The sequence below is a fragment of the Streptomyces niphimycinicus genome (genome assembly GCF_018883605.1).
Lineage (GTDB): Bacteria > Actinomycetota > Actinomycetes > Streptomycetales > Streptomycetaceae > Streptomyces > Streptomyces niphimycinicus.
In genome coordinates, this window is sequence record NZ_JAHLEM010000640.1 from 1 (window position 1) to 12,622 (window position 12,622).

Genomic DNA, 12,622 nt, shown 5'->3' on the forward strand with positions numbered 1-12,622 from the left:
CCGTCGCCGCCGTCGCGGCCGGGGCCACCGGGACCGCCGTCGCCGCCGGGGCAGGGCTGGCGGCGACAGTCGCCGTGAGGGCCGCGGTGAGGGCCAGAGCCGAAACGGCGGTCTTAACGATCTTGCGCATTGCGCTTCACTCCCCGTGTCGAAAAACAGGTGGAAAGAACAGAACGGGAGCCAGCGTGTCCGCCAACTCCCGTTCGCCACCATGGGGTCGATCAAGGTCCACCCTGATAGGGGGTTGACCGCGAGGGGTCAGATGTGAACGCTCCCGCCGGCCGCCTCCGCGTTCTCGCCGCGCTTGGTGAAGCTCGCGACCAGCGCCGCGACCACCGAGACGACAGCGGCCACCGTGAAGGCGAGCCCCATCCCTGACACGAAGGTGTCATGCGCGACGGCCGTGATCTTCCCCGCGATCTCCGGCGGAGTGCCCTTGGCAACCGGCGCGATGCCGACCTCGACGGCGTCCGACGCCTTGGACTCCGCACCCTCGGGCATCGGCGGCAGCCCCGCGTCGGCCCACTTCTGCGGCAGCGTGTTGTCCACCCTGCCCGCCATGACCGCGCCCAGGACGGCCGTACCGAGGCTGCCGCCGACCTGCATCGCGGCCTGCTGGAGGCCGCCGGCCACACCGGCGTGCTGGATCGGGGCGTTGCCGACGATGACCTCGGTGGCGCCGACCATCACCGGGCCGAGGCCGAGGCCCAGCAGGGCGAACCAGATGGACATCTCGAGGCCGCCGCTGTTCACGTCCAGCCGGGAGAGGCCGAACATCGAGACGGCGGTGATCACCATGGAGCTCACCAGCGGCATCCGCGGCCCGAACTTGGTGATCAGCGCACCGGCCAGCGGCGAGGCGACGATCATCATCGCGGTGAGCGGCAGCAGCCGCAGCCCGCTGTCGACGGGGCTCAGCCCGTGCACGTTCTGAAGATAGAAGGTGACGAAGAACAGCCCGCCCATGAAGCCGAAGGCCATCAGCACCATCAGCACGGTGCCCGCGCTCAGCGCCACCGAACGGAACATGCTGAGCGGCAGCAGCGGCTCCCGCGTCCGGCTCTCCCAGAAGACGAAGACGACGAAGCAGACCACCGCGAGGCCCAGGAAGAGCAGCGTGCGCTGGTCGGTCCAGTGCCAGTCGGCGGCGTTGATCAGCGCCCAGATGAGGCAGAACATCGCACCGGAGAGCAGCACGATGCCGGGGAGGTCGAAGGAGCGCGGGGCCTTCTCGGCGCGGTGGTCGACCAGCAGCAGCAGGCCGAGGACCAGCGCCAGCACGCCGACGGGCGCGTTGATGAAGAAGACCGACTGCCAGTTGACATGCTCGACGAGCAGTCCGCCGACGATGGGGCCGGCGGCGGTGGAGGCGCCGATGACCGAGCCCCAGATGCCGATCGCCATGTTGAGCTTCTCGGCGGGGAAGGTGGCGCGCAGCAGGCCGAGCGCCGCGGGCATCAGCAGGGCGCCGCACAGGCCCTGGAGCACCCGGAACACCACGACGAGGGACACCTCGCCGGAGAAGCCGATGGCGGCCGAGGAGATGGCGAAGCCGATGACGCCGATCAGGAAGGTCTGGCGGTGACCGAAGCGGTCACCCAGCTTGCCCGCCGTGATCAGCGCGACGGCGAGGGCCAGCAGATAGCCGTTGGTGATCCACTGGACATCGGCGAGCGAGGCGCCGAGGTCCTTCTGGATGGCCGGGTTGGCGATGGCGACGATCGTGCCGTCGAGGGCGACCATCGTCACGCCGAGGGCGACGGTGAGGAGCGTCAGCCATGGATGACCCCGAAGCCCCTTGGGGGCCTCGGTTATGGGAGGTTCCGGCGCCGAATCGGCGACGGCGGTCGAAGAGGTCATGACCGGACACTAATGTCAGCGTCTGACAATTGACAAACCGATTCATCCGCCGGTAACTGACGTTTCCGTCACAGGTATTCTGAGCAGCCGCAACGCGGCCCCCGAGCCGACAGAAAGCGAGCCGATAGGTGACAACGGACGAGGCAGTGGCGGACCAGAAGACGCCACCACCGCCCGGGCTGCGCGAGCGCAAGAAGCAGCGGACGCGGAACGCCCTGGTGCGCTCCGCGCTGGAGTTGTTCACCCGTCAGGGATACGAGCACACGACGGTCGACGAGATCGCCGAGGCGGTCGAGGTCTCCCAGCGCACCTTCTTCCGATACTTCACCAACAAGGAGGAGGTCGCCTTCGCCAGCCAGGAGTCGGCCGAGTGCCACTTCTTCGCCGCCCTGTGCGGGCGCCCCGCGGACGAGGCACCGCTGGCCGCGCTGCGCGGCGCGGTGCTCGACGCCTGGGGGAGCATCGGGGAGGCGATCGAGCAGATGGTGCCGCCGGAGCTCCATATGCGGATGTACCGGGTGATCGAGTCGACGCCGAGCCTGCTGGCCGTCCATCTGCGCCGTACCGCCGAGATGGAGGAGCGGCTGGCGAGCGAGATCGCCCGCCGCGAGGGGCTGGACATCGACGCCGACCCCCGGCCGCGGCTGCTGGTCGCGATGTTCAGCGGAGTGATCCGGGTGTCCGGGAAGCTGTGGGGCGAGGGCGAGGAGGACAGCATGGTCACTCTGCGGGACCTCACCGCGTTCCATCTTGATTACGTGGGCCCCACCCTCGCCGGACAATGGGATAAATAGCACCAATTCCGACATAGCTCCCAGGAATTCCCGCCGTCAAACGTGAGATGAATCACGGCATTTGGCACCTGGCACCGCGCTTCTCCTAGGGTGTGCCGCGGTGACTTCCTTCTCGGAGCTCGGCTCCCCCTCCCCCGGTTCCACCGCTTGGCGCGCCCTGCTCGCGCTGGCGGTGGTGTTCGTTCTCCTCGCCACCACCGGGTGGACGGCCGTACGGAGCCACCGAGGAGCCCCGACCGCGCTCTCCGCGTCGATCGACGCCTGGCGCCATGGATCGCTCGGCGGCCGCGCGCTGCCCGATCCGTACGGCTCGCCGCGCGCCCTCGGCCGCTGGTTCGACTCGCTCACCAAGGCCCAGACCGACCGCCTGGTGCGGCGCTATCCGCTGGCCGTGGGCAATCTCAACGGCGCGCCGGTGGACCTGCGGTTCCGGGCCAACCGCATCGCCCTGACCCAGGCGCGCGGCGACGAGCGCAAGCGGATGCACGACGCCCGGCTCACCCCGATGGGCCGCTCGGACGCGACCCGCCGGATGAACCGCTACCAGGACCTGCTGGGCCCGGGGCGGCAGATCCTCTCCTTCGATCCGTCGGGCGCCGGACGGGCCGCCGAGGTCTTCGGCGACCTCGCCCACGCCAACCGGGTCTCGATCGTGGTGCCGGGCGTGGACACCGACATCCTGACGTTCCAGAAGTCCGGGCGCCCGTACACCGCCACGGTCGGGATGGCCCACGCGCTCTACGAGAACGAGCGGGCCGACGCCCCGGAGGCCAAGACCGCCGTCATCGCCTGGGCCGACTACACCTCCCCCGCCGGGATCGGCATGGACGCGGCCACCGGCAAGCTGGCCGCCCAGGGCGCGGTGCGGCTGCGCGCGCTGGTCGACGCGCTGCCCGCACTCTCCCGGGTCTCGCTGATGTGCCACAGCTACGGCTCGGTGGTGTGCGGGGTCGCCGCCCGCGATCTGCCGCCCAAGGTCACCGATATCGCGGTGGCCGGCAGCCCCGGGATGCGCGCCGACCACGTCTCCGACCTGGGGACCAGCGCCCGGGTGTGGGCGATGCGCGACTCCGGCGACTGGATCGGGGACATTCCGCATCTGGAGGTCGGCGGGCTCGGCCATGGCGCGGACCCGGTCTCCTCGGGCTTCGGCGCCCGGCTGCTGTCCGCGGACGGGGCGGATGGACACGCCGGATACTTCGAACCGGGCACGACCAGCCTGGACAACTTCGCCCGGGTGGGAATCGGCGCTGTCCAGTCCGTGAGCTGCGGCAACGGCGACGACTGCACCGCGGGGCTACGCTGACGGCCGGCGCAAACACCGGAAACTCTAGTGACGCGCGTAGCCTCAGAGGGGGGACGGGCGGCCCGCCGCCGCATACGATGAGCCGCATGGGTGATGTACTGGCCGGTTTTCAGACCGTCTGGGAGTTCGACACCGACTCCATGCTCATCCGCTTCGAACGGGGGATCCGCACGCCGAAGCTGCTCCAGGCGCTCGGCGAACGCCGCATCCCCTTCGAGGCGCTGTCCGGAGTGGAGCTGGCTGTCGGCAAACGGGGAACGGTGGTGCTGCGTGCCGTGCCCAGACCAGGCGCCGACCCCCTGATGGACGCCGCCGACGGCCAGCTCAAGGAGGCGTACGACCCGTACCGCCTGGTGCTGCCGGCCGAGCGGGAGACGCTCGCGGACTACTACGCCGAGCGGATACGCGAGTCGCTCTGCCCGGACGCGGACATCCCCGCCGAGACGCATCTGGTGGCCGTGCCCCCGGCGCCGCTGTCCTTCAAGGCGTACGACGGCAAGGCGTCCTTCGACGGCAAGGCGATCTCCTTCCGCTGGTTCTGGACCGGCGCCTCCTCGGAGAAGTGGAAGGTCGGGGACCAGCGGTTCCGGATCGACGAGCTGACCGGTGTGGAGTGGCGGTCCCCGGAGAGCCGGGGCTCGGCGGGCACCGCCCCCAAGGAGGGCTCCGCCAAAGCCGCCTCGGCCAAGGGCGGTTCCACCAAAGGCGGTTCCGCCAAGGACGGCACCGCCAGGAACGGCACCGGCAAGGCCGCCCCCAAGGGCGGTGGCCACGGCTATCTGCGGCTGCTGCGGCGCTCCGCCGAGGACGAGCCCGCCGGCCGCCCCGACAAGGACCCGGCGGCCGTCGTGTTCGGGATGGGCTACGGCCTCGTCCACCAGTCGCTGCCGTTCGCCGCGGCCGTCCTGGAGGCGATACGGGCCTCCTCCCCGGTCCCGTGCACCGAGGGCGCCCCGGCCCCGAACCGGGCCGCCGCCGCGCGCCGCGACCCCGCCGATATCGCCGAGCGCATCCGTCATCTGGGCGAGCTGCACACTGCCGGGCTGCTCACCGACGACGAGTTCAGCGCGAAGAAGGCCGAGCTGCTGGCGGAGCTGTAAGTGTCCGCTCCCTCCTCCGGTCCGGCGTCCGGCCCCGCCTCCGCCACGGCCGCCTCCGCCACGGCCGCCTCCTCCACGGCCGCCTCCTCCACCGCGCACGAGAGCCTGCTTAAGGCCGCCCGGCGGCAGGCGGGCGCCCTCGCCCGGGCCCTGGTCACCCCCAGCTATCCGGCGACACCGCTGTTCGCCCAGTCGCCCCGGCGCTGGCTGCGCCGGGTGCCGTACGGCGTGGCGATGATCCTCACCACGATCCTGCTCCCCACCTCCGCCCAGGTCCTCTCAACCGACTACGGGGTGGGCGGCGGCGTGGCCACGCTGATCGCCATCGTCCAGACCACCCCGCTGCTGCTGTCCGTCACCCGTCCCCTCCAGGCGTGGTGGATCGTCCTCCTCTCCGACATCGTCTGCGCCTTCGTGGTGCTCGGCACCGCCGACCACCTGGAGAACCGGGTGTGGCCCTGGCTGCCGGGCCCGATCATCGGCTATCTCTTCCTGCTGCTCGCCCTCGCGCTGCGCGAACCGCGCCGCACCCTGGTGGCGGTGTGGCTGGTCACCGGCACCGCCGGACTGTCGCTCGGCATGGCCTTCCCGGACAAGAGCAACGGCAGCAATGTCGTGCTGTTCGTGCTCGGCGGAGTGGTGCTGCTGGTCGCCGGGGCGCTGCGGGAGCGCGGCGACGCCCAGCGGCGGCTGGCCGAGCAGGAGACGATCAGCGAGGCCGAACGGGCCCATCGCACCCTGCTGGAGGAGCGCACCCGGATCGCCCGCGAGCTGCACGATGTGGTCGCCCACCATATGTCCGTGATCACCGTGCAGGCCGACAGCGCCCCGTACCGGATCGGTGGTCTGCCGACCGAGGCGGAGCGGGAGTTCTCCACCATCGCCGCCACCGCCCGGGAGTCCCTCGCCGAAATGCGGCGGCTGCTGGGCGTGTTGCGCAGCGAGGAGACCCGTGGCGAGCGGGCGCCGCAGCCAGGGCTGCGGCAGATGCCACAACTGGTCGAGGCGACGGTACGGGCCGGCATACCGACCACGCTGACCATCGCGGACGAGGTGGCCGAGCTCGAACCGCTGCCGCAGGCCGTGGGGCTGTCCGCGTACCGCATCGTGCAGGAGGCGCTGGCCAATGTGGTGCGGCACGCACCGGGCGCCGCCACCCGGGTGGCCATCTCGGCGGCCCAGGACCGCTCGGCGCTGACCCTGCTGGTGGTCAACGGCCCGCCGGTCAGCGCACCCACCAAGCCCCTGGAGACCAGCGGCACCGGCCATGGCCTCGTCGGCATGGTCGAGCGCGTACGGCTCGTCGGCGGCATGCTCGACACCGGCCCGCTTCCCGACGGCGGCTTCCGCGTCGCGGCCCGGCTCCCCCTGGTAGACCTCGAAGAGACGGACCCGTCATGACCATCAAGGTGATCATCGTCGACGACCAGGCGATGGTGCGGGCCGGGTTCGCCGCCCTGCTCGCCGCGCAGAGCGATATCGACGTCGTCGGCGAGGCGCCCGACGGGCGGGAGGGTGTGGAGGTCAGCCGTCGCGCCCACCCCGATGTGGTGCTGATGGACGTCCGGATGCCCGAGATGGACGGGTTGGAAGCGGCCCGGCAGTTGCTGGACCCGCCGCGCGGGGTCATCCACCGGCCCAAGGTCCTGATGCTCACCACCTTCGATGTGGACGACTACGTCTACGAGGCGCTGCGCGCCGGGGCCAGCGGCTTTCTGCTCAAGGACGCCCCGCCGGCCGATCTGATCTCCGCGGTCCGGGTGGTGGCGGCGGGCGAGGCGCTGCTCGCCCCGTCCGTCACCCGCCGGCTGATCGCCGACTTCGCCCGCCAGCGCCCGGCCCCGCGCCGCGACGGCCCGTCCGCCCGGCGCAGCGGGCTGACGCCGCGTGAGACCGAGGTGCTGGAGCTGATCGCGCGGGGCCTGTCCAACCAGGAGATCGCCGAGTCACTGGTGCTCGCGGAGCAGACCGTGAAGACGCATATCGGCCGGGTGCTGGCCAAGCTGGGCCTGCGCGACCGCGCCCAGGCGGTGATCTTCGCTTACGAGTCGGGCCTGGTGACACCGGGTCAGTGACCCGGGCCGGGCCGCGACCCCCTACTGGGGTATGGGGTTAAGTGATGGGCCCCTCGACCCGACCCACCCTGTAACCACCCCGGCACGCACTGTGATGGTGGCTGGCGGTGACAACGGCCACCCTCTGTGGTGTGACGGAGGGTGGCCGTTGTTGCAGTCCGCTGAACCAGCTAGCCGTTCGTGGAACTGGCCATTCTTCAGTCGTACTCGCGAAGCATTGCGATGGTCTGTTGACTCTCTTTCGCCCCTCGGCGCAGCAGCACAGCGGCCATGGCGTGCAACTCGTTCCACGAATGTGGGCGGCCGACAGCGGCAGCGTCAGGGATGCTCGCCATAGCCACAGAGGCGGCTTGAGTCGACTCACCCATCTCAGCAAGAGCATGCGCGAGGCAGGCGCGGAACCAGGTCTTGTCGCGCCGGTATTCGTCTGGCAATGCGTCGAGCCCAACCGTGATGTGCTCGACGGCAGTCCGCCAATCACGTAGGTGCATGGCCGCCATGCCGCGTTGCAGGGTGAACCATGTTTCGTCGTAGAAATACATCCACACAGGCTCGTCCTCAGGGCGCTCGGACGCCCGGTTGATGAGCCGTTGCGCTTCCTCGAGCAAACGGCGGGCGTCGTCTGCCTCACCGCTGAGCGCGTATCCTCTCGCAGCCATCTGAGCAGCCATCCCCTGCACGCCGAGCGACGTGCCCGAGGCCGACCAGCGGGCAGCCTCGGCAAGGCGTACGCACCGGGTGGCGCGGCCTTTGGACCAGGCCATGTGCGCCTTCATGTTGAGCGTCGTGGCGGCCATGTTGGCGTCTCCGGCTTCCAACGCCCATTCGTGTGAACGGTCGTACCACGTCAGCGCGGTCGCCGTATCGTCCTGGTCCTGCGCCATCCACGCGAGGAACTGCGCGTGTTCGGATGCGAGCCGTACGACGCGATCGACGAGCGGGCCGCGTGCGCCTGAGAACATATCGACGACCGTATGGAGTTGCTGGCGCATCACGTCGACAAGCGGCCGTGCCCCGATTCGGTCCTCGGCTCGGCGGTGCTCGGCAAGCAGCCGGTCGAGCCAATCGAGGGTGGCAGCGTCCACGCGGTGAGTGGACTCAACCACGCTTGTTACGCGGGCAAGCAGGTCTTCGTCGGGAGCGGAGCCAGAGAGCGTCAGGCTCGCGACGGGGGCTTTACCGATGGTCATGGGGGCCGCTGAGGCTTGGAGACGAGAGGGTATGCCCAGCCCCTCCACGATGCGTTGTCGAACCTCTACGGAGGTCACATGACGGCGCCCGCGTTCGATATCCGACACGTCAGGCTGAGCCAGTCCGACGCGTTCCCCGAGCCTCGATTGGCTGAGGCCGGTGAGCTTCCGATACGCGCGAAAGACAGCGCCCCAATCTTCGCTGAGGACGGCTGCCGCTAGTTGCGGATGGGACCAGAGGGCCCCGGGATCGTCTCCCATGTCTCAAATATAGGGCCGCCCTATAGGGCCGTGGGATGGGCTCAACCGATGTTCAGCGCAAGTGTGGACACGCCCCGCTACGGGGCGAAGTCGACAACTGGACAGCCACGATGGACCCCCGCAACCGCGCTGCGAGCGATCCGGGGGCGTGGCCAGGCTCGGAAGGGAGCGCTGGCGTGAGCCAACGTATCTCAAGGCTCTGGATGGCGGTACGCGTCCTGTTAGGGCGCGGCTGCGGTAGGCATCGGTGTGGCGATCCGCTGCCCCCGTATCGGCCGTTGGACCGGCCCACACTGGTGTTGCCCCGGGTGCCCAGCTCGGTGCCCATGCCTCCGGTGGTACCAACGCGCCCGTTGGTGCCCATGCCCCCGGGCGCACCCATGGTGGGCGGGTGCGCCCGCGTGCGTCGTGTGGTGCGCCCGCACACGGGGGGTGCGGTCGGGTGAGTGACGATCGGGTGAGCGATGCGACGCAGGCCATGAAGGATCTTCGCAAGGCCATGGCTGGTATTGGCGTGAATCTGGATATCTGGATTTTCTCGCCCAACCGTCGCTGGGCGTGGCGAAAGGGGGCGGGCAGTGAGGAAGTTGAAGCCTCCGAAGCCCCCTGAGCCGCCGAAGCCGTCCGAGGAACCGAAGACGTGCCTGCATGAGGGTCCATTTCCGCCGGGGGCGACGCACTGCCCGAACTGTCAAGAGCAGATTTACAAGCCTAGGTGGTGAAGGAAGTGCGCGAGGAGCAAGAGATGGAGATTCCAGACTATGACTCGTATGGGATTGAGTTCGATCCCGCAGAGCGCTTTGTCCGCACAGAAAAGGGCGTGGCGCTGAAACTGTGGCTCTCACGGCCTGGTTTGGGTAAAGCTCTCTACCGGCTAGAGCTGACATTGGCTGAGGCGGAGTTACATCACGCGTCGCTGTGCCGCGCACTGAACGGCGTGTATCCCATCGAGATGTGTTGCCGTGATCTGGTCAGTCGCCCTTCAAATATGGCGATTGCGACTCCCTGGTCGGATTAGAGGCAGCAGGGAAGACACTGGCGCGCCGAATACCGGAACCTGACGTACGAACCGATCCGGTGCCCAGACGGCACGCGGCGTGCACTGGTTCGGTTCCTCGCTCGTTTCGGGCTCAACTTCGGGGCATTCGATTTCGCGGTGACCACAGACGGCACATGGTGGTTTCTCGAATGCAACCCGAATGGACAATGGGCGTGGCTGGAAGATGCGGCGGGACTTCCCATCACGACAGCTATCGCCGACCTGTTGGAGAACGGAGAGAACAACACATGACGGACGACATTTCTGCCGAGGGGCTACGGGCGGCTCTCGCGCGGCAACTAACCGAATCCGGCGCATTGCGAAGCCCGGAATGGGAAGCCGCCATGATGGCTGTTCCCCGCGAAGCGTTTCTATCCGATGGGTGGTTCGAATACGAAGACGAGGGCTGGTACCGCCCCGTGTTCCTCGCCGACAACCCCGATCGGCTCCGCCGCGTGTACGAGGATGACACGCTGACCACACAGGTTGCGGATTCGGTCACCCCGCGTCACATCGAGGGACGTATCTCGCACCGTCCCTCTTCGTCTTCCACCCTCCCGAGTCTCGTGGTCCGCATGCTCGAGGAGCTTCACGCAGGTGAGGGGACCCGGGTACTCGAAATCGGCACTGGAACGGGTTACTCAACGGCGCTCCTCTCGCATGTGGCCGGTGAGGATAACGTGACGTCAATTGAGGTGGACCAGGATATTTCCGTTCGGGCTGGTATGGCCCTGGGTGGACTCGGTTACTGGCCTCACTTGATTGTCGGTAACGGATTGGCCGGTCATGCGGACAGCGCGCCCTATGACCGCGTGATCGCGACATGTGGAGTACGCACGGTCCCCTTGGAGTGGATCTCTCAGACCCGCGTAGGAGGCGAAATCCTCGTGACCGTCTGCGGGTGGATGAACGCATCTGAGCTGGTACGCCTGACCGTGGCGGAAGACGGAACAGCAAGTGGCCCTGTTCTTGGCGGAAAAGTCTCATTCATGCTCGCGCGGCCCCACACTCCTCCGGCTCTGGGAACACTGCCGGATCTCGACTCGGGGGAAGCCATGCCGACGGACATCGGGGGTGACGTACTGGACGACTGGACAGCGCGGTTCGTCGCGCAGTTCGCGGCGCCACAGGCCCAGCGCTTCACGCTGTCCCGCAACGGCCGAGACGAACACGTCATCATCGACGTGGAGGCCGGGGCATGGGCAACCGTGTTCCAGGACGATGGGCGATGGATGGTCCGCCAGGGCGGCCCAGCCCGCCTGTGGGACTCCATCAGCGACCAGATCAGGCAGTGGCACCATGCCGACAGGCCGCCCGCCGAGCGGCTGAGGCTGCACGTGGAATCCGATGGACAACACCTCACCTGGCAGTAACCACGAGCTACCCGTCAATCCCCTCTCGCCCCTGTCGTTCCACTCTCCACATCCGGACGGCAGGGGCTTCTCACTGTCCGGACCAGCCGATATCGCTCAACCCCCTACTGGGGTATGACTTCCCACTTGGCACCGGGGGGTGACGTACCGCCACCCGACGGCTCTCTACCTTTCCCTCCGTCACCGACGGATCCACCGACGGAACCGCTGACGGAAGAGGGAAGCCCCGGCCATGTCCCAGACGCTACGCACCAGGCACTACGCGCGACGCCTGATCACCGCGGCGCTCACCATCACCGTCATGGCGGGGACGGCCGGCTGGACCGTGGCCCACGAGGAGCAGGCCATCACCGGCCCGCCGCCCGGCACCGCCGTATGGCTGGCGGACCATTCGCTGGGCGGGGCCGGGCGCGAACTGCCCGATCCAGCGGCCACCTCGCCCGCCGAGATCGCCCGGTTCTTCGACCGGCTCACCGACGTCCAGCGGAGGGCGCTGGTCATCCGGCATCCCGACGTGGTCGGCAATCTGGACGGCGCACCGCCGAGCCTGCGGTACGAGGCCAACTCCCGGGCGATCCGGGCCGCCTGGCACAAGGAGCGGAAGGCCGACCCCGCGAGCCCGCTCGCCGAGCGATACGCGGCGCTGCTCGCACCCGGCCGCCGGATCCTCGCCTTCGATCCGCGTGGGCGCGGCCAAGTGGCGGAGGTGTACGGGGACTTGGCGAGGGCCCGGCGCACCGCCGTGATCGTGCCGGGCTCGGACATCGATCTGGATGCCTTCGACCGCACGGGCGATCCGTACGGCGCCCCGGCCGGGATGGCGCGGTCGCTGCGGGCGCGGATGGCCAAGGACGCGCCCGCCACCCCGACCGCCGTCATCGCCTGGGTCGGCTATACGACCCCGGTCGGGCTGGGCCCGGACGCCGCCACCAGCCGGCTGGCCAAGGCGGGCGCGCCCCGCCTGGACCGGTTCCTCGCGGGGCTCGCCGTGACCACCGCGGACAGCGCCGACGCCCCGCCCGCCGTCTTCTGCCACAGCTACGGCTCGGTGGTCTGCGGTCTCGCCGCCTCCGCGATGGACCGCGCCCGCGTCTTGGACCTGGTGGTGCTGGGCAGCCCGGGGATGCGCGCGGACAGCGCCGACGGCTTGCGCACCGGGGCCCGGGTCTGGGCGGCGCGGGACCGCACCGACTGGATCCGGCGGGTGACCGGCTATGACTTCCTGGGCCTGGGCCATGGCGAGGACCCGACCGATCCGTCCTTCGGCGCCCGGGTGGTCTCCTCCGAGAGCGCCCATGGCCACACCGGCTACTTCGCGCCGGGGACCGACTCGCTGCGCAACTTCTCGCGGATCGCGCTCGGGGACTTCGACGATGTGCGATGCGCCGAGGAGGACGGCGGCAGTCCGGGCACGGGGCCGGACTGCCGCCACGGTCTCATCTGACCGTGGCCCCGCCCGGCACCGGGTGGTGCCGGGTGCCGTCGGCCACCCGTCGGCCGGGTGCGCGTTTCCCGGCACCGGACCGCCCGGGCGGGGCGCCCCTGCGAGGCGACGGCCGCGACCCGCGGCTACGGCCCGACGCTCGCCATCACCTCACGGCAACCGCCCGCCGCGCCCCAGGCG

Annotated in this window: 12 protein-coding genes; 10 read left to right on the forward strand and 2 right to left on the reverse strand. The window is 69.5% G+C overall.

What is annotated here, in order from left to right:
* Positions 1-258: 258 nt before the first annotated feature.
* A complete protein-coding gene (locus tag KN815_RS38675) occupies positions 259-1,860 on the reverse strand; it encodes an MFS transporter (protein WP_216346486.1) in 1,602 nt (533 codons plus the stop codon).
* 128 nt (positions 1,861-1,988) lie between these two features.
* Between KN815_RS38675 and KN815_RS38680 the strand changes: the two genes are divergently transcribed.
* From KN815_RS38680 to KN815_RS38700, 5 genes are all read left to right on the forward strand, one after another.
* Positions 1,989-2,654 carry a TetR family transcriptional regulator gene (locus KN815_RS38680; RefSeq protein ID WP_216346487.1) on the forward strand — a complete coding sequence of 222 codons (666 nt, stop codon included), beginning with the start codon at positions 1,989-1,991 and terminating at the stop codon, positions 2,652-2,654.
* Between the two features lie 100 nt (positions 2,655-2,754).
* Positions 2,755-3,960, forward strand: a complete 1,206-nt coding sequence (locus KN815_RS38685; protein WP_216346488.1) for an alpha/beta hydrolase — start codon at positions 2,755-2,757, stop codon at positions 3,958-3,960.
* A gap of 86 nt (positions 3,961-4,046) precedes the next feature.
* On the forward strand, positions 4,047-5,060 hold the full coding sequence (locus tag KN815_RS38690; protein ID WP_216346489.1) for a DUF4429 domain-containing protein: 1,014 nt from the start codon (positions 4,047-4,049) through the stop codon (positions 5,058-5,060).
* Positions 5,061-6,461, forward strand: a complete 1,401-nt coding sequence (locus KN815_RS38695; protein ID WP_216346490.1) for a sensor histidine kinase — start codon at positions 5,061-5,063, stop codon at positions 6,459-6,461.
* Positions 6,458-7,135, forward strand: a complete 678-nt coding sequence (locus KN815_RS38700) for a response regulator (RefSeq protein WP_078641194.1) — start codon at positions 6,458-6,460, stop codon at positions 7,133-7,135. Before KN815_RS38695 ends, KN815_RS38700 begins: the two co-directional genes overlap by 4 nt.
* Positions 7,136-7,332: 197 nt before the next feature.
* Here KN815_RS38700 and KN815_RS38705 read toward each other — a convergent pair whose 3' ends face one another.
* Positions 7,333-8,586 (reverse strand): NsdA family TPR-like regulatory protein, encoded by a 1,254-nt coding sequence (locus KN815_RS38705; protein ID WP_216346491.1) that lies wholly within the window; start codon positions 8,584-8,586, stop codon positions 7,333-7,335.
* Between the two features lie 442 nt (positions 8,587-9,028).
* Here KN815_RS38705 and KN815_RS38710 point away from each other — a divergent pair, with 442 nt between their 5' ends.
* From KN815_RS38710 to KN815_RS38730, 5 genes are all read left to right on the forward strand, one after another.
* The gene (locus tag KN815_RS38710) at positions 9,029-9,196 is read left to right on the forward strand and encodes a hypothetical protein (protein ID WP_216346492.1); all 168 of its coding nucleotides are present in this window, start codon (positions 9,029-9,031) and stop codon (positions 9,194-9,196) included.
* Positions 9,197-9,301: 105 nt separating this feature from the next.
* Positions 9,302-9,604: a hypothetical protein gene (locus KN815_RS38715; RefSeq protein WP_216346493.1), complete on the forward strand. Its 303-nt coding sequence runs from the start codon at positions 9,302-9,304 to the stop codon at positions 9,602-9,604.
* Positions 9,605-9,742: 138 nt separating this feature from the next.
* Positions 9,743-9,877, forward strand: coding sequence for a hypothetical protein (locus KN815_RS51945; RefSeq protein ID WP_308403697.1), 135 nt, complete (start codon positions 9,743-9,745; stop codon positions 9,875-9,877).
* A complete protein-coding gene (tgmC, locus tag KN815_RS38725) occupies positions 9,874-10,998 on the forward strand; it encodes an ATP-grasp peptide maturase system methyltransferase (RefSeq protein ID WP_216346494.1) in 1,125 nt (374 codons plus the stop codon). The genes KN815_RS51945 and tgmC overlap by 4 nt, the downstream gene beginning before the upstream one ends.
* A 232-nt stretch (positions 10,999-11,230) precedes the next feature.
* Complete coding sequence (locus tag KN815_RS38730) at positions 11,231-12,442, forward strand: alpha/beta hydrolase (protein ID WP_216346495.1); 1,212 nt, start codon at positions 11,231-11,233, stop codon at positions 12,440-12,442.
* Positions 12,443-12,622: the final 180 nt, after the last annotated feature.

What these genes read in the sequence shown, in the direction of transcription:
- KN815_RS38690 (WP_216346489.1), top strand. Translation starts at nt 4,047, where the DNA reads ATGGGTGATGTACTGGCCGGTTTTCAGACCGTCTGGGAGTTCGACACC.
- tgmC (WP_216346494.1), top strand. Translation starts at nt 9,874, where the DNA reads ATGACGGACGACATTTCTGCCGAGGGGCTACGGGCGGCTCTCGCGCGG.
- KN815_RS38705 (WP_216346491.1), bottom strand. Translation starts at nt 8,586, where the DNA reads ATGGGAGACGATCCCGGGGCCCTCTGGTCCCATCCGCAACTAGCGGCA.
- KN815_RS38730 (WP_216346495.1), top strand. Translation starts at nt 11,231, where the DNA reads ATGTCCCAGACGCTACGCACCAGGCACTACGCGCGACGCCTGATCACC.
- KN815_RS38675 (WP_216346486.1), bottom strand. Translation starts at nt 1,860, where the DNA reads ATGACCTCTTCGACCGCCGTCGCCGATTCGGCGCCGGAACCTCCCATA.
- KN815_RS38700 (WP_078641194.1), top strand. Translation starts at nt 6,458, where the DNA reads ATGACCATCAAGGTGATCATCGTCGACGACCAGGCGATGGTGCGGGCC.